This window comes from Novosphingobium olei, assembly GCF_012927405.1.
Classification (GTDB): domain Bacteria; phylum Pseudomonadota; class Alphaproteobacteria; order Sphingomonadales; family Sphingomonadaceae; genus Novosphingobium; species Novosphingobium olei.
This window is the reverse complement of sequence record NZ_JABBGM010000001.1, coordinates 588,800-604,262: the sequence shown is the minus strand read 5'-3', so window position 1 is coordinate 604,262 and position 15,463 is coordinate 588,800. Positions and strand designations below refer to the sequence as shown.

Annotated in this window: 16 protein-coding genes; 7 read left to right on the top strand and 9 right to left on the bottom strand. The window is 65.7% G+C overall.

Translation table 11 applies throughout. The features are described from left to right. Positions 1 to 54: 54 nt before the first annotated feature. Together HHL27_RS02870 and HHL27_RS02865 are read right to left on the bottom strand one after the other, a co-directional pair. Positions 55 to 942: a helix-turn-helix domain-containing protein gene (locus tag HHL27_RS02870; RefSeq protein WP_169491836.1), complete on the bottom strand. Its 888-nt coding sequence runs from the start codon at positions 940 to 942 to the stop codon at positions 55 to 57. Positions 943 to 1,146: 204 nt separating this feature from the next. Beyond that, the gene (locus HHL27_RS02865) at positions 1,147 to 1,602 is read right to left on the bottom strand and encodes a peptidylprolyl isomerase (protein WP_169491835.1); all 456 of its coding nucleotides are present in this window, start codon (positions 1,600 to 1,602) and stop codon (positions 1,147 to 1,149) included. 110 nt (positions 1,603 to 1,712) lie between these two features. On the opposite strand from HHL27_RS02865, the gene mgtE reads away from it, so the two are divergent. Next, positions 1,713 to 3,182: a magnesium transporter gene (gene mgtE, locus HHL27_RS02860; protein WP_169491834.1), complete on the top strand. Its 1,470-nt coding sequence runs from the start codon at positions 1,713 to 1,715 to the stop codon at positions 3,180 to 3,182. Between the two features lie 44 nt (positions 3,183 to 3,226). Beyond that, positions 3,227 to 3,619 (top strand): DUF1489 family protein, encoded by a 393-nt coding sequence (locus HHL27_RS02855; RefSeq protein WP_169492101.1) that lies wholly within the window; start codon positions 3,227 to 3,229, stop codon positions 3,617 to 3,619. Positions 3,620 to 3,641: 22 nt separating this feature from the next. Here HHL27_RS02855 and HHL27_RS02850 read toward each other — a convergent pair whose 3' ends face one another. From HHL27_RS02850 to HHL27_RS02830, 5 genes are all read right to left on the bottom strand, one after another. Then, positions 3,642 to 3,887 (bottom strand): helix-turn-helix domain-containing protein, encoded by a 246-nt coding sequence (locus HHL27_RS02850; protein WP_169491833.1) that lies wholly within the window; start codon positions 3,885 to 3,887, stop codon positions 3,642 to 3,644. Between the two features lie 83 nt (positions 3,888 to 3,970). Continuing rightward, positions 3,971 to 4,672 (bottom strand): DsbA family oxidoreductase, encoded by a 702-nt coding sequence (locus HHL27_RS02845; protein ID WP_169491832.1) that lies wholly within the window; start codon positions 4,670 to 4,672, stop codon positions 3,971 to 3,973. After that, positions 4,669 to 5,553, bottom strand: coding sequence for an NAD(+) diphosphatase (gene nudC, locus HHL27_RS02840; RefSeq protein WP_169492100.1), 885 nt, complete (start codon positions 5,551 to 5,553; stop codon positions 4,669 to 4,671). The genes HHL27_RS02845 and nudC overlap by 4 nt, the downstream gene beginning before the upstream one ends. Then, complete coding sequence (locus HHL27_RS02835) at positions 5,553 to 6,860, bottom strand: serine hydrolase domain-containing protein (RefSeq protein WP_169491831.1); 1,308 nt, start codon at positions 6,858 to 6,860, stop codon at positions 5,553 to 5,555. Before HHL27_RS02835 ends, nudC begins: the two co-directional genes overlap by 1 nt. Continuing rightward, entirely contained in the window at positions 6,857 to 7,948 is a 1,092-nt protein-coding gene (locus HHL27_RS02830; protein WP_169492099.1) for an A/G-specific adenine glycosylase, read from the bottom strand. The genes HHL27_RS02835 and HHL27_RS02830 overlap by 4 nt, the downstream gene beginning before the upstream one ends. 29 nt (positions 7,949 to 7,977) lie before the next feature. Between HHL27_RS02830 and HHL27_RS02825 the strand changes: the two genes are divergently transcribed. From HHL27_RS02825 to smc, 4 genes are all read left to right on the top strand, one after another. Further along, positions 7,978 to 8,568, top strand: coding sequence for a DUF721 domain-containing protein (locus HHL27_RS02825; RefSeq protein ID WP_240959270.1), 591 nt, complete (start codon positions 7,978 to 7,980; stop codon positions 8,566 to 8,568). Between the two features lie 8 nt (positions 8,569 to 8,576). Next, on the top strand, positions 8,577 to 9,281 hold the full coding sequence (locus tag HHL27_RS02820) for a DsbA family protein (RefSeq protein WP_169491830.1): 705 nt from the start codon (positions 8,577 to 8,579) through the stop codon (positions 9,279 to 9,281). A gap of 74 nt (positions 9,282 to 9,355) precedes the next feature. After that, entirely contained in the window at positions 9,356 to 10,120 is a 765-nt protein-coding gene (locus tag HHL27_RS02815; RefSeq protein ID WP_169491829.1) for a DsbA family protein, read from the top strand. 40 nt (positions 10,121 to 10,160) lie between these two features. Next, positions 10,161 to 13,598: a chromosome segregation protein SMC gene (smc, locus tag HHL27_RS02810; RefSeq protein WP_169491828.1), complete on the top strand. Its 3,438-nt coding sequence runs from the start codon at positions 10,161 to 10,163 to the stop codon at positions 13,596 to 13,598. On the opposite strand, the gene soxR is transcribed toward smc, so the two are convergent. Continuing rightward, positions 13,595 to 14,035 (bottom strand): redox-sensitive transcriptional activator SoxR, encoded by a 441-nt coding sequence (gene soxR, locus HHL27_RS02805; RefSeq protein ID WP_169491827.1) that lies wholly within the window; start codon positions 14,033 to 14,035, stop codon positions 13,595 to 13,597. The two genes, smc and soxR, sit on opposite strands and share 4 nt — an antisense overlap. 97 nt (positions 14,036 to 14,132) lie before the next feature. Here soxR and HHL27_RS02800 point away from each other — a divergent pair, with 97 nt between their 5' ends. Beyond that, positions 14,133 to 14,507 carry a VOC family protein gene (locus HHL27_RS02800; protein ID WP_169491826.1) on the top strand — a complete coding sequence of 125 codons (375 nt, stop codon included), beginning with the start codon at positions 14,133 to 14,135 and terminating at the stop codon, positions 14,505 to 14,507. On the opposite strand, the gene ubiA is transcribed toward HHL27_RS02800, so the two are convergent. Continuing rightward, positions 14,498 to 15,424, bottom strand: a complete 927-nt coding sequence (ubiA, locus tag HHL27_RS02795; protein ID WP_169492097.1) for a 4-hydroxybenzoate octaprenyltransferase — start codon at positions 15,422 to 15,424, stop codon at positions 14,498 to 14,500. The genes HHL27_RS02800 and ubiA overlap by 10 nt on opposite strands. Between the last annotated feature and the right edge of the window lie 39 nt (positions 15,425 to 15,463).

Genomic DNA, 15,463 nt, shown 5'->3' with positions numbered 1-15,463 from the left:
ACGGGTGCGGCGTTAGCAGCGAAAGGCTGACTTGAGGCGTTCCTGCGCGGCGTTTCAGGAAGTTGTTTGGTGAATAATGTCCGATGCCGTCCTGGCAGGACCATCGAGCAATGCTTGCGCCGGCGCCCCCAGCTGCGCCTTTCGCAAGATCAGCGAGCGAGTCAGCATGGGTGCGCCGATGGCAAGAAAACGCCTTGGTGCCATGCCAAGAAAGGCGTGCGCCTCTCGCACGAAATGCGAATAATCGGTGTAGCCCGGGTCGATGGCCAGCGCACCGTCGCCGCGCCCTGTTGCAAAGATCGCATGGAGCGAGCGCAGGAAGCGCGAGCGGCGCAGCAGGAACTTGGGCGCAAATCCGAACGCGCGGCTGGCAAGCCGTTCGATCGTCCGTTCGGTTGCCATCACTCGTTTGGCCAGTTCGTGAACGGACTGGACCGAGGGATCGAGCAAGGCATTCGTCATTGCCGCAACCCGATCCTCACTGCGCTGGGGGCGGGACAGCAGAGGCGCGAGAAACGCATCGAACAGCGCGGGAGCCTCGTCGGGAGGAACACGGCGGATTTCGCTGGCAAACCGGCCGAGGCCGGGGCCGAAAATCGGACCCGGCTCGCCCACCCGGTCCGCCCAATCGACCGCAAGCACGCGTGTAAGGCGCAACCAGCCAAGCGGCGTGAGCCCGGCGCCCACCACTTGTCCCGCAGTACTTTGGGACCAGGTCACGGCGCTGCTTGGTCCAAATAGCGACAGGTCCGGCACCCGCACCTTGCGACCTTTCCCGACACGGACATGCCAATCCGTACGGGGTGTCAAAAGAATGCGCAGGCTGAACCAGGCGGGCTGGAAAACATCGAGATGGTGCCGGGCGGGCGGAGGATCTACTTCATAGAAGTGGTATCCGCTGACGAATGGCGCGAGATCAGCAGCAGGGCGCCAGTAGGCCATGCGACCTTCGCCCACGGCTGCATCGCCAGCGAATGCAGCATCCGCGTTCGAAGATGTCTCTGCCTGTTCTTCGCCGCGCGAAGTCGCAACCCTGTCCATGCCCCGGCTTGAAAAGACTGGGCAGCCAGTCGGTTCCGCGCTGAACCTGCAAAAAAGGGGGCGGATTTCCCCACCCCCTTTTTCAAGCGTAGCAGCTACTTGTGATCAGGAGCTGACCACGCTGGCCTTACGAATCACGCCCGGGTTCGCCGGCGGCTCGCCCTTGGGCAGCGCGTCGATGTGCTCCATGCCGCTTTCGACTTCACCCCAGACGGTGTACTGCTTGTCGAGGAAACGGGCATCGTCGAAGCAGATGAAGAACTGGCTGTTGGCCGAATGCGGATAGCTGGTCCGCGCCATCGAGCATACGCCACGCACATGGGGTGCATCGTTGAATTCGGCCTGCAGGTCGGGCTTGGACGAGCCGCCCATGCCGGTGCCGTTGGGGCAGCCGCCCTGCGCCATGAAGCCGGGGATCACGCGATGGAACTTGACGCCATCGTAGAAACCTTCGCCCGCAAGCTCCTTGATCCGTTCGACGTGGCCCGGGGCCAGATCGGGACGCAGGTTGATCACGACGTCGCCGGTATCGAGCGACAGCACCAGTTTTTCATTCGCCATGGTGTACACATCCTTTCGGTTTGACGCCGATATAGGGGCTTCCCCAACAAAGTCACGCCGGGCAGGCCAAGGCGGTTGCTTTTGCCCGACCATCGCCTATCCCCGCCTCGATGGAGCGCGAGGAAGACCGGGTCGAGACTCTCCTTGCCGACGGCACCGTCGACCATGGGCCCGACCATGGCGAGGATACGCCGCCGGTCGATGAAACGCGCCATTCGGAAAGCCTCGACGAAGAGGACAACACGCTCAAGCCACGGTTCATCCGCAAGGTAACCGACGCGCTCGAGGCGGATGACCAGGAACAGGTCTACAACCTGGTCGAGCCGCTCCATCCGGCCGACATCGCCGACCTTTTCGAGCTGATCGACGGCGAATATCGCGCACCGCTGGCCCGCGCGATCAACGATCTGCTCGGTTCGGAAGTGATGGCCGAGATGAACGACTGGGTCCGCGAGGACCTTGTCGACGATCTCGAGCCAGAGGAAGTCGCCGAACTCGCCGAGCAGATGGAGACGGACGACGCCGTCGCCATGATCGAGGATCTCGACGAGGAGGACCAGCAGGCCGTCCTCGCCGAGATGGAGCCCGAGGACCGCGCCGCGATCGAAAGCGCGCTGTCGTTCCCCGAGGAATCCGCCGGCCGCCTGATGAGCCGCGACTTCATCGCGGTTCCCGAGCATCTGACCGTCGGCGACCTGATCGACTACATGCGCGAAAGCCGCGATCTCGCGACTGAATTCTGGGAAGTGTTCATCGTCGATCCGAAGCATCGGCCGGTCGGCACCTGCATGCTTTCGTGGATCCTGCGCGCGCCGCGCAGCGTACCGCTGGCCGACGTGATGAAGCGCGACCAGACCCTGATCCCGGTTGCCATGGATCAGGAAGAAGTCGCGCTGCGCTTTCAGAAGTACGCGCTGATTTCGGCCGCCGTGGTCGATGACGCAGGCCGCCTGGTCGGCCAGATCACCGTCGATGACGTGGTCCACATCATTCAGGAAGAAGCGGGCGAGGACGCCCTGCTGCTTTCGGGCGCAGGCGAAGGCGACATCAACGAGCCGCTGCCACGCACCATCCGCACCCGGATGTGGTGGCTGTTCATCAATCTGGGCACGGCGATCCTTGCCTCGTCGGTCGTGGCACTGTTCGAAGCCACGATCACGCGGCTCGTCACGCTCGCCGTGCTGATGCCGATCGTTACCGGCATGGGCGGCAACGCCGCGACGCAGACGATGACGGTGACCGTGCGCGCGCTCGCCACCAACCAGCTGACCAGTTCCAACACCTGGCGCATGATCGTGCGCGAATGGTGGATCGCATCGGCCAACGGCTGGGGCCTCGGCTTGCTGATGGCGATGACCTGCCAGGTAATCTATCAGGACTGGATGCTGTCGTTCGTGCTGCTGCTGGCGATGATCCTCAATTCGATCAACGCAGGGCTTTCGGGCGTGCTGATCCCGTTGGGGCTGGACAAGCTGAAGATCGACCCGGCCGTCACTTCCACGGTTTTCGTCACGACGATGACCGACACACTGGGCTTCTTCTTCTTCCTGGGCCTTGCAGAAGTCTTCGCGCTGCACTGAGGGCCGGTTTGCACAGTGGCGTGCGGCTGCCTATCTCGAACCTGATGCCGCTACACATGACCAAGGTCGCCTACGGGGCGCAGTCGCTCGACGAAGTCCATGGCTGGTTCCGGACGCGCGGGGCCGAGGCTCGCCTCACCACCCGCTACCTGCCCAAGCGCCATGCCGAGATGGTCGGCGGGTCGCTGTTCTGGATACTCAAGCACCAGCTCGTGGCGCGCTCCCCGATCATCGGTTTCGAGGAAGCACCGGACGGACGGACGAACATCGTCATCACGACGAAGCTGATTGACGTTCACCCCAAGCCCAAGCGCGCCCACCAGGGATGGCGCTACCTCGAGGATGCGGACGCCCCGCGCGATCTTGCGGATGGAGAAAGCGCCGACATGCTGCCGCCTTCGCTGGCTGGCGAGCTTGCCAAGCTGGGACTGGTTTAAGCCCGCCGTCGCCGCGGCAGCTTCAATCGTCTTCCGCTGCTTCCAGCGAGCTGGCGATGCCTTGCTCGGCATCCGTCGCCTCCGTAATAAGCGCGCGCAGGGCCTCTGCCGTATCGCGCATCAGACGCGAACTGATCGGCTTCTCGCCGTTGACGAAGCGGCGGATAGCGCGCTCGTCGATGCCGAGGCGACGCGACGCCGCCGTCACTCCTCCCAGCACCTGGATGCAGTGGGCGAAGTGGTCTTGCAGCGAAGTAGGGTTCGTCATGGTGCGCTTTCTTCGGGTCGGGCCTTCGAAGGCCCGTACCGTGCGGCGAGGACAATCTCCAGCCTGGCCCTGCGCAGCGTCTCCTACCCCTCAGCCGCCGCCCGCTCGCGCTCCTTCTGCACCACCTTGCGCAGGACGTTGGCATACGTCTGCTGGTCCTGCGCACCCGGCACCATGAACTTGCCGTTGATGACCATGGCCGGCACGCCGCTGACGTTCATGTCCCAGGCCTGCCGCTGGCCCGCCATGACCAGCCGATCGATCTCCGGATCGTCGAGCACGGCTTCGGCTGCGTTGCGATCGAGCCCGGTCTCTTCCGCAATGTCGAGCAGGACTTCGCGATCGGCCATGTTGCGGCGGTACTGGAAGTGCGCATCGAACATCGCGTGCTTCAGCCGGCTCTGCACTTGGGGCCCCAGATCGCGAAGGGCCCATACCAGCAGACGGTGGGCGGCACGAGTGTTCCACATCCATGCCGGCGGGGCTTCTCCCTCGCCCGCATAGTCGAACGAATAGCCAGCGCTTTCGCCGATCGTCCTGATGCGCGAGCGTCCTTCCGCCGCTTGTTCCGGGCTTGAGCCGTACTTGCGCCGGATGTGCGCCGCGCTCTCCTCGCCTTCGGGCGGCATGTCGGGATTGAGCTCGAATGGATGGAAACGGATTTCCGCCTCGATCTCGCCCTCGAGCGTTTCGAGCGCGTTTTCCAGCTGGCGCGTGCCGATGATGCACCACGGGCACATCACGTCGGACCAGATATCGACGATGACCTTGTCGGGAGCGCTCATCTTTGCAGCCACCACTTGAGAAGATGATGCGCCACCGCGAACGGCGGGGGCGCGATGAAGGCGCCGGATTCGTCTCCGGACATTGCCTGTTCGACCTCGGCGCGGGTGAACCAGCGGGCATCGTCCAGTTCGGTCTTGTCGATCACGATGGTCTTGTCATCGGCCACCGCGCAGCAGCCGATCATCAGCGACGAGGGGAACGGCCAGGGCTGGCTGGCGACATAGATCACATCGCGCGCCTTCACGCCCGCTTCCTCAAACACTTCGCGCGCGACGGCCTCCTCGATCGACTCGCCCGGCTCGACGAAGCCGGCAAGCGCGGAATAGCGTTTGGGAGGGAAGCGCGGCTGGCGGCCTAGCAGCAGCTCACCGTCGCATTCGACGAGCATGATCGTCACGGGATCGACGCGGGGATAGTGTTCGGCCTTGCACGCTTCGTTGGTGCAGTTGCGCTGCCAGCCGCCCTTGGCCAGGGTGGTCGGACTGCCGCACTTGGCGCAAAAGCGGTGCCGCGCGTGCCAGTCGACCAGGCTGCGTGCGCCGCCGTAAGTTGCCAGCTCGGCGCCGGGCAGCATGCTCATCGCCTGCCATAGCCGGGGATTGGGCGGGGCGACGCTGCCGATCAGGCCCGGGTTGACTTCGGCGAAGCAGCCGCGCCCGTCTTCGGACAGGCCGAGGAACACGAGTTCCGCCGTCGGATCGGCGTCGGCCAAGGTGCCCCAGGCAAGTCCCCCGTCATCAGCGATCACCGGATCGATGCCATCAAGCTTGAGCAGCCTTGCCCGCCAGTTCATCAGTCCAGCGAGCTGTTCCGGGTCTGACCGCACGTGATCGGCGCGGTCGAGCCCGGACCCGGCAAAGGCAATCGTCGTTTCCACCATCAAGCAGCCCTTTTCATTCGCGCCAGGACATCGGCAAGCATGGCCGCGCGGAATTCATCCTGCACCGGCAATGCATCGGCCGGCATGTACTGGGTATAGAGTCCGGCCCTGAGGCCGATGCGTGTGTTGACGAAGCCGACCGTACCGGCCGCCCCGGCCCATCCGAAGGTACCGGCATCCTGCCCGAGCCCCACGCGCCCGCCCGCTCCAAAACCGCCGCTCTTGACGAAGCGGTCCTCGACAACCGCGGCAGGCGGCAGAAGGTTGCTGGTGCCAAGACGAACGGCGGCTTCGTCCATGACCCGCGTCCGGCCCAGCCGCCCGCCATTGGCCAGCATCATGAGAAAGCGGTCGTAATCGCGGGGACTTGAGACAAGGCCCGCACCGCCGAAGGGGAAAGCAGGCTTGTCGAGATAGACCGAGGTCCGGGCCGGATCGAGCGGCACCGCCACATCGCCCAGCAGGCCATAGTTCGTGGTAAGCCGGGCCGCCTGGTTCGCGGGAACGGTGAAAGACGTGCTCGTCATCCCGGCAGGGCCGAAGATGCGCTGCCGAAGGAAAGTGTCGAACGGCATGCCAGCGACGATTTCGATTACTCTTCCGAGCAGATCCAGCGAAACCGAATAGCTCCAGCGCGTGCCCGGTTCGTAGACCAGAGGCAGACCTGCCAGCCGTTCGGCGAACTCGGCAAGGTTCGGTGCTGCCTTGCCGAAGAACAGACCCGGCACCGGCACGCGGCTGACCTGCCCCGGCACGATGCCCGCCTTTTCATAGGCTTCCTTGATCGGGCCCTTCTGTATGATGGTGTAGCCAAGGCCCGACGTGTGCGTGAGCAAGTGGCGGATGGTGATCGCGGTGGTTGCCGGCCGGACATGATCAACCGGTGCATCCGGCGAAACCAGCACCTGCATCCGGGCAAAGGCCGGGATGATATCGGCAAGCGGCTGGTCGAGCCCGAGCCGCCCTTCCCCGACGAGGATCATCGCCGCCATGCCGGTGACCGGCTTCGTCATAGAATAGATCCGGAACAGGCTGTCGGGGCCTATCGGATGGGCATCACCCTTGGTGCCCGCGCCGCGCGCGATGACTTCCATGGGCGCTTCGCCCCAACCCGCAGTCGCGACAAGGCCGGAAAGTTTGCCTTGGGTCGCGTACCGATCGACCAGCGACGCGACCTGCGGATAATTCCCTACCGCCGCCGCCCTGTCTGTCGCCGTGTCCACCGCCCAGGCCCACCGCGGGGCCAGCGTCAGACCTGCGCCCAGCACCGCGCCTGAACGCAGCAATTCTCGCCGCGAGATCGTCATCCTTCGCGTCCTTGCCTTTCTGCCAGCGCCAACCGTGCCGCCTTGGCAAACACGGTGGGCAGGCCGGCCGCCTCGATATCCGAAAGCGGCCACCATTCTCCCAATTCTAGTTCACGTGGCAGACTACCGATTTCAGGCGAACCGCAAAGCATCAATTGCAATTCGAGATCGAAATGGGTGAAACCGTGACGAACCACGCCACCCGACCGCCATGCGGTGTCCATGGGTGCCCCCTGACCGTCCATGCGCGCTGACCAGCCGTCGTCCGGCAAGGCCCGCATGCCGCCCAGCATGCCCTTGCCTTCACGCCGCACCAGAAGAACGCAACCATCGCGTTCGATCCAGAAGGCACGGCCCTTGCGCACGGGCTTTGGTTTCTTGGCCGCCTTGACCGGTAGGCGCTCTGGTTCGCCCTGGCCGTAGCCGATGCAGTGCGGGCGAAGCGGACAAAGCAGGCAGCGCGGCGCCTTGACCGTGCAGATCGTGGCGCCAAGATCCATCATGCCTTGCGCGAAATCCCCCGCCCTTCGATCGGGCGTGATCCGGTCGGTCGCCACGCGGATCGCTGGCCGCGCAGCCGGCAAGGGCGTATCGATCGCAAAGAGCCGTGCCACCACCCGCTCGACATTGGCATCGACCACCACAGCGCGCTGATCGAAGGCGATCGCGGCAACCGCGGCGGCGGTGTAATCGCCCAGACCCGGCAGCTGGCGCAGGCCCTGCTCGGTAGAGGGAAAGGCGCCCAGCCGCGCGACTTCCCGGGCGCAGGCGAGAAGATTGCGGGCGCGGGCGTAATAACCAAGACCCGCCCATGCCGCCATGACATCGGCATCATCAGCCGCCGCAAGATCCTCGACTCGCGGCCAGCGTTCGAGAAACCGCGCATAGTAGGGCCCCACAACTGCGACGGTCGTCTGCTGAAGCATGACTTCGGACAGCCACACCCGATAGGGATGCTGGCGCTCTTCGCCGGGAAGCTTGCGCCATGGCAAGCGACGCGCATGTGTGTCGTACCAGGCGAGAAGCGCGTCCGAAACGGCTGCCTTCGAATCTGCGGAGGATGAAAGAGTCGCGCCACTGGCTTGCATCGCCACGCTATGGCATGGCGGCAGGCGTTATGGAACGCGATCCCGCCAAGCCTCGTCCCCCTGCCCCAAAGGCTGCTGCCAGGACCAGCGCGAAACACGGCCAATCGCGCGAATACGAACGCCCCCGTGGCGGTGAAGCGCGCCAGATCGCGGACCTGATGCCGGCCATCGGGCGTACCGCGTTCCGCCGGTTCGGCTTCGTACAGAGTTCGGTGGTCACGCGCTGGCCCGAGATCGTCGGCGAGGCGCACGCGCGCCATTGCGCGCCCGAGTCCATTCGTTTCCCGCCTGGCGAAAAGTCGGAAGGGATTCTGCAGCTTGTCGTTACACCCGCGCATGCGCCACTCATCCAGCACGTCGCGCCCGAGATCATGGAGCGGGTGAACCGCTTCTTCGGCTATCGCGCCGTGGCCAAGGTCAAGCTTCGGCAAGGCGTGGTTCAGCCACCAAAGGCCAATACCCCCGCGCGTCCGGCCGCTCCGCCATCGCTCAAGCCGATCCCGATGGAACTGGGCGACAGCTTGCGCGATATCGGCGATCCGGAATTGCGGACGGTGCTCGAATCGCTGGCGCGCAGCCTTGGCGAAGCGAGTGGTCGGGGCACGATCGATACGGAGTGAGGGGCAAGATGCTGCGAAAGTTGGGAATGATCGTGCTGGCGCTGTTCGGCGTCGTTGCGCTGGCGGGCGCCGGAAAGCCGCTGCCAGCCAGAAGCGTCGGGAACTGGAACGCGACCGTTGTGCGCACGCCTATCGACAGCCACCTGCTCGGCAACCCCAACGCCAAGGTCAAACTGGTCGAATACATCAGCTACACCTGCCCGCACTGCGCCCATTTCGAGCAGGAATCCGACGCTCAGTTGCGCATCGGCCTCATCGCCACGGGCAAGGGTTCGATCGAAGTGCGCAGCTTCGTGCGCGATGGCATCGACATGACCGTCGCGCTGCTGACCCACTGTGGCGCGCCCAACCGGTTCTTTGCCAACCACAACGCCTTCCTGCGCAGCCAGCAGACCTGGATCGCGCCGGTCATGACGGCGACCGAAGCGCAGAAAGCGCGCTGGTACAACGGACCGCTGCCATCGCGCACGCGTGCCATCGCATCAGACCTGCATCTCTACGATATCATGGAGAAACGGGGCTATTCGCGCGCCGAAACCGATCGGTGCCTTGCCGATACCGCACTTGCGGGGCGTCTTGCCAAGCACACCCAGGAAGCGGTCGACAACGACTACGTCAACGGAACGCCGAGCTTCGTGCTCAACGGCGTGCCGCTGGCCGGTACCTATTCGTGGGCCGCGCTCAAGCCCCAGCTTGAAGCGGCTCTTGATTGAGCTGCTTCAACGCACCGCGATGATCGGCTAGTCCGTTCGCAAACACCCCTTCAACAGCTATCGGAAAATCCACGATGAAGCCTGCTGTCACCCGTCTCGCGCTCGGCCTGGCCGCTTTGCCGCTCGCTCTCGGCCTTGCCGCCTGTGGCAAGAAGGATGCTGCCGCACCGACTGGCGAGATTGCAGAAGGGGCACCGGTCGCGGCGGTTGCGCCGCCGGCCGGCAAGACCTGGTCGGACGTCATCGTGACCACGCCCGAAGGCGGCTACCTGATGGGCAATCCCAACGCGCCGATCAAGCTGCTCGAATTCGGCGCCCTGTCGTGCTCGCACTGTGCCGCCTTCTCGAAGGAAGGCTTCCCCAAGCTGCGCGACGAATACGTCAATTCGGGCAAGGTGAGCTACGAGCTGCGCCTCTTCATGCTCAACGCGCTGGACATTCCGGCCGCGCTGCTCGCCACCTGCGGATCGCCCGAAGCCGTCATTCCGCTCAGCGAACAGTTCTGGGACTGGCAGCCGAACATGTTCGCAAACCTGCAGAAGGCGGGCGACGCTGCCTACAAGGACGCTGCGGCTTCACCGCCGGCACAGCGCTTCACCAAGATCGCCACGATGAGCGGCATGACCGAATTCTTCAATGCGCGCGGCATCGCGGCGGACAAGGCCAGCACGTGCGTGACCGATACGGCCAAGGCCACCGCGCTCGCCAATGCGACAGACAAGGCCTCGCAGGATTACGACGTGACCGGCACGCCCACCTTCATCCTCAACGGGACGAAGACCGGCGTCGCCACGTGGGACGCGCTTGAACCGATGATCAAGAAGGCCGGCGCACGCTGATGCGCCCAGCGCGGTAGGGGCCTTGGGGGGGCTCGCACCGATGCAATTCAGGCGCTTGAAGCTCTCGGGCTTCAAGAGCTTTGTCGAGCCTGCCGAACTGCGGATCGAGCCCGGCCTGACCGGGGTTGTAGGCCCAAACGGCTGCGGCAAGTCAAACCTGCTCGAGGCCATCCGCTGGGTGATGGGCGAAAGCAGCGCGAAGTCGATGCGCGGCGGCGGCATGGAAGACGTGATCTTCGCCGGCACGGCCAACCGCCCCGCGCGCGATTTCGCCGAAGTGTTGCTGACGGCGGAAACAGATCCTTCGGGCCCGCATGGAGGCGAGCTTGAAGTCGTGCGTCGCATCGAACGCGGCGCTGGCAGCGCCTATCGCGTGAACGGAAAGGATGTCCGCGCCAAGGACGTAGCGCTGATCTTCGCCGATGCGGCAACGGGTGCGCACAGCCCGGCCCTCGTCAGCCAGGGCCGGATCGCCGCAGTGATCGCCGCCAAGCCGGCGGAGCGGCGCATGATGCTGGAAGAGGCTGCGGGGATCGCGGGACTTCATGTGCGACGCCGCGACGCCGAGCAGAAGCTGCGCGCGACCGAAGCAAATCTGGCACGGCTTGATGACATGCTGGCCGGGCTAGAGAGCCAGATCGGCACGCTGAGGCGCCAGGCACGCGCAGCAGAGCGCTACAAGGCGGTCAGTGAGAGAATCCGCGTCGCAGAGGCGCGGCTGGTCTTCGCGCGCTGGCGTGATGCGGCAGCGGCGGCCGATGCCGCGCGCAAGGAGGCGCAGGCCGCAGATCAGGCGGTCACGCAGGCACAGGCTGCAGCCGCCGAGGCCCAGACCACCCAGCACAAAGCCGGCGAAGCGCTAGCCCATGCTCGCGAGGAATTGTTCGACCGCCGGCAGGATTCCGCAGCGCAGGGCCAGCGGATGGCAAGCCTGACGGCACAGCTCGAAGCAGCGGAACAGCGCCTTGCCGACATCGACCGCCAGTTGCGGCGGATCGACGAAGATCGCGCCGCTGCCGATCGCATGACCACCGACGCCGCTGCAGCCCTCGCCAGGCTGGAAGGCGAAGTCGCCAAGGCCGAAGCGGCGCTGGCCGAAGATGAGGCCCGCCGCCCTGCCGCCGCCCGAGCGGTCGAGGATGCTGAGCGCGCAGCCCGCGCCGCCGAGCTGGCGTTGGCGCAGAAGGTTGCGGAACAAGCCGGGATCGATGCCGAATGGCGCGTTGCCGAAGCAGCGGTTGCCGCAGCGCGGCAGCGTCTCGTTCGGCTCGACGCCGATCTGGCGCGCCTTGTCCAGCAAGCCGAAGCGCTGTCGCGCGAGGCCGATCCGGCAGCGCAATTAGCCGAGGCTGAGATGAAGCGCGCCACGGCCGTCACCGCGCTTGCCGAAGCGCAGGCTCGGCGCGAGGGCCTGACCGTCGAGCGCGAAACCCTGACCATCGCACGCGATGCGGCAGGCAATGCGCTCGCCGCCGCGCGCGCCGACCTTGCCGGGGTCGAACGCGAGGCCGAGGCGCTGGCCCGCGACAAGGCCGCGCGGGAAAAGGCGGCTGCCGCCAAGGGCAAAGGGCCAACGGCACTTTCCGGAAGCCGCGCCGCACCGGGTTGGGAACGGGCACTCGCCGCCGTACTCGGCCGCGATGCCGGCTCGCCCGTCGGCCCTGCTCCTGCACAGGCGGACGGCCGCTTCTGGACCGGCGCAGCCACGCCGACGAATGTTGCAGAATCGCTCCTCCGCTTTGTCCCGGCCTGTCCCGAGGAATTGAAGGCGCGGCTCGCTCTGGTCCACGCGGTGGAGGCGGACACCGGCCAGCCGCTCGCGCCGGGCGAATGGCTGGTCACGCGGGCCGGGCACCTGCGCCGGTGGGACGGTTTTATCGCGCGCGGCGAGGGTGCAGCTGAAGCGGCGGCGCTGGAAGCCGAGAACCGCTTGGCCGAGCTTCAGGACCGGCTGCCTGCGCTGCGTGCGAAGCTGGTCGACGCCGAGGCCACGGATGCAGAGGTACGGGCCGGCCTGCTGCGGATCCAGGCCCAGCTTGCAGAGAGCGAGCGGGCAATCTCGGCGGCGGCCGATGCGGAGCGCAGCGCCCTGCGGGCCATCGATGCGGCAGAGGCGGCACGCGCGCGGATGGAGGCGCGTCGCCAGGAACTCGACCGGATGACCGCCGACCTTGTCGAAGAGCGCAAGGGCGGCGAAGGCGAGCTGGCATTGGCCGAAGCAAAACGCGCTTCGCTGCCGGATCCCGAGGCCGGGCGCGCAGCGGTGGACCTTGCGCGAACCCGCAACGAAGCCGCACGGATCGCGCTGCAATCGGCGACTGCTGCCTCCGCCGCGCTGGAGCAGGCGCTTGCCGTCGCACGCGAAAGGCTTGGCGTGGTGCGCGTCGATATCCGCAACTGGCAATCGCGTGCGGGCGATGCTGCCAAGCGTCTGGCCGACATGACCGGCCGCGCCGAGGAACTGGCCCAGGACCGCCTCGTCTTCGCGGCCAAGCCTGCGGGTCTGGTCGCAGAGATCGAACAGGGCGAGGCAATCCGCAGCCGCATCGCCAGTGATCTGGCCGCGGCGGAAGCCACACTCGCGCAGTGCGAGACCGCAGCGCGCGCTGCCGACGCCCGGCTCTCCGCAACGACCGAGGCGCTTGCCACGGCCCGAGAATCACGCGCCGGTTCTGCAGCGCGAGCCGAGAACGAGGATGCTCGACGGCAGGAGATGGCAGGCATTTCGGGCGAACGGTTTCAGTGCCCGCCCCCGCTCCTGCCCGAACGCTTTGCCTTTGCCTCGGCCGATGTCGGCTCGTCGCAGGCTGAATCTGCCGAGCACGACCGGCTTGCTGCCGAGCGCGAGCGGATCGGCCCGGTCAACCTGGTCGCCGCAGACGAACTCGCCGAAGCAGAGCTGCGCATGGGGACCTCGGTCACCGAGAAGGCCGAACTGGTGGAGGCGGTGCACCGGCTGCGCGGATCGATCGGCAACCTCAACCGCGAGGGGCGCGAGCGGCTGCGCGCGGCGTTCGAGGCTGTCGATGCGCACTTCCGCCGCCTGTTTGTTCGCCTGTTTGGCGGTGGCGAGGCCCACCTCGCCTTGGTGGACAGCGACGATCCGCTCGAAGCTGGTCTCGAAATCTTCGCGCAACCACCCGGCAAGCGGCTGCAATCGCTGACTCTTCTGTCCGGCGGCGAACAAGCCTTGACCGCAGTTGCGCTCATCTTCGCGCTGTTCCTGACCAACCCCGCGCCGATCTGCGTGCTTGACGAGGTCGACGCGCCGTTGGACGACGCCAACGTCGAACGCTTCTGCGACATGCTCGATGCGATGGTGGCAGAAACCAGGACCCGCTACCTGATCGTTACCCACAACGCCGTGACAATGAGCCGCATGCACCGGCTGTTTGGCGTCACCATGGTCGAAAAGGGCGTTTCCCGCCTCGTCAGCGTCGACCTGGGGGGCGCGGTCGATCTCCTCGCGACGGCCTAGTCCAGCACGAAGCGCGGGCCCGGCCCGGCAGCGCCGGCGCGGTCCTCCTTGTTGTAGAGCGCGCAGCGATCGAGGCTCAGGCAGCCGCAGCCGATGCATTCGTCGAGCTTGTGGCGGGTGCGGGTCAGCAACTGAATTCGCTGGTCTATTTCTCCGCGCAGCGCACGGCTAATCTTCTGCCAGTCGAGCACCGTGGGGGTACGCCCTTGCGGCAGCGTCGCAAGCGCCTGCTCGATCTGTCCCAAGCCGAGCCCCAGCTTCTGTGCGATAAGCACGAAGCTCAGACGACGTATGTCGGACCGCAGAAAGCGGCGCTGGTTGCCGCCCGTGCGGACAGATTGAACAAGACCGCGCTCCTCGTAGTAGCGGATCGCCGAGACGGCGAGCCCGGTGCGCCGCGCCAGAGTGCCGATCGGAATTAGATCGTTGCGATTCACCGAAGGACCCTGCCTGCAAAGCTTGACCTCAAGTCAGCTTGAGCTTGCATAAGGGCAGGCGTCGATTCGAACAAGAGTTGAGGAAGGACCTGAAGAGATGCGTGCAGCCCGTCTTGAACACGTGAATATTCGCGTGACCGATCCCGATCGCACGGCGTCCTTCCTTGCGAAGTTGACCGGCTGGGCGGAGCGCTGGCGCGGCCCGGCGATCGACGATGGGTGGACCATCCATCTGGGTGCGCAGTTCGATTACATCGCACTCTATACACCAAAGGAACCGGTCACCGGCCGCTTCGAGAAGGGCGCTCCGCTTCAGCACGTCGGCATCGTGGTTGACGATCTGGACGCAGCTGAACGTATCGTGGAAGACCATGGCCTCGTGCCGTTCAGCCACGCAGACTACGATCCCGGCCGACGGTTCTATTTCTATGACTGGGATGGCATCGAGTTCGAACTCGTCAGCTATGCCTGACCGGCAAGGCCGATTGTCAGGCTCGCGAGTGCCATCAGCAGTCCAGCGAAACGGTTGGAGCGGAACTTGACCAACGGGTCCGCTCCGTCCTCCTTGAGAGTGAACACCTGCCAGCCGAGATGCATGGCCATCGGCGCAAGCGCTGCGAACACCAGCGGATCTGGCCGGACCAGCCAGAAGGAACCGGCCCAGCAGACAAGCGCCATGCCATAGAGCGCGCCGACGCCAGCCCTGACGTGGCGTCCGAACGAGAGTGCAGAAGAACCGATGCCCACAAGTGCGTCGTCCTCGCGATCCTGCAAGGCGTAAATCGTGTCGTAGGCCATGCACCAGGCCCAGGCGCCGGCATAAAGCAGGCCCAAAGGCGCCAGCCCTTCGAACCCGCGCGCCTCCACCCAGCCGACCGGCGCGCCCCAGGTGAAAACGAGGCCCAACCACGCTTGCGGCCAGCCGGTGATACGCTTCATGAACGGATAAGCAGCAACCAGCGCCAGACTGCCGAGTGCGACCAGTTGCGCCTGCCAGCGCAGCTGCAGCAACACCACCAAGCCGACTGCGCACAGCGAAAGCAGCCAGATCCAGGCAGCCTTCTTCGAAATGCGTCCACTCGCCACCGGGCGCGATGCGGTCCGTGCTACGCGCGCGTCGAGATCGGCGTCGACAACATCGTTGTAGACGCAGCCTGCCCCCCGCATCGCGACGGCACCCAGCAGCATCCATAAGGCTATGTCCCAGCGCCTTGCGCCCCCCGCCAGGAAGAGGCCCCACGTGCAGGGCCAGAACAGCAGCCACCAGCCGATCGGCCGGTCGAAGCGCGCCAACTGGGCCAGGTCGCGCGCCGGCTGTGGCAAACGGGCAATCAGCCCCTTGTGCTCGCTATCTGGGACGATGTCGGGACGTGCAGAAGCGCCGGTCATGCTGGCGGCATAGCTCTGCGCGTTGCAATCGGCTAGGGC

Coding starts and splice junctions, on each gene's coding strand:
- ubiA (WP_169492097.1), bottom strand. CDS start 15,424: ATGACCGGCGCTTCTGCACGTCCCGACATCGTCCCAGATAGCGAGCAC.
- HHL27_RS02865 (WP_169491835.1), bottom strand. CDS start 1,602: ATGGCGAATGAAAAACTGGTGCTGTCGCTCGATACCGGCGACGTCGTG.
- HHL27_RS02835 (WP_169491831.1), bottom strand. CDS start 6,860: ATGACGATCTCGCGGCGAGAATTGCTGCGTTCAGGCGCGGTGCTGGGC.
- nudC (WP_169492100.1), bottom strand. CDS start 5,553: ATGGTGGAAACGACGATTGCCTTTGCCGGGTCCGGGCTCGACCGCGCC.
- HHL27_RS02815 (WP_169491829.1), top strand. CDS start 9,356: ATGAAGCCTGCTGTCACCCGTCTCGCGCTCGGCCTGGCCGCTTTGCCG.
- HHL27_RS02825 (WP_240959270.1), top strand. CDS start 7,978: ATGGAACGCGATCCCGCCAAGCCTCGTCCCCCTGCCCCAAAGGCTGCT.
- HHL27_RS02800 (WP_169491826.1), top strand. CDS start 14,133: ATGCGTGCAGCCCGTCTTGAACACGTGAATATTCGCGTGACCGATCCC.
- smc (WP_169491828.1), top strand. CDS start 10,161: ATGCAATTCAGGCGCTTGAAGCTCTCGGGCTTCAAGAGCTTTGTCGAG.
- HHL27_RS02870 (WP_169491836.1), bottom strand. CDS start 942: ATGGCCTACTGGCGCCCTGCTGCTGATCTCGCGCCATTCGTCAGCGGA.
- HHL27_RS02830 (WP_169492099.1), bottom strand. CDS start 7,948: ATGCAAGCCAGTGGCGCGACTCTTTCATCCTCCGCAGATTCGAAGGCA.
- HHL27_RS02855 (WP_169492101.1), top strand. CDS start 3,227: ATGCCGCTACACATGACCAAGGTCGCCTACGGGGCGCAGTCGCTCGAC.
- HHL27_RS02845 (WP_169491832.1), bottom strand. CDS start 4,672: ATGAGCGCTCCCGACAAGGTCATCGTCGATATCTGGTCCGACGTGATG.
- mgtE (WP_169491834.1), top strand. CDS start 1,713: ATGGAGCGCGAGGAAGACCGGGTCGAGACTCTCCTTGCCGACGGCACC.
- HHL27_RS02850 (WP_169491833.1), bottom strand. CDS start 3,887: ATGACGAACCCTACTTCGCTGCAAGACCACTTCGCCCACTGCATCCAG.
- HHL27_RS02820 (WP_169491830.1), top strand. CDS start 8,577: ATGCTGCGAAAGTTGGGAATGATCGTGCTGGCGCTGTTCGGCGTCGTT.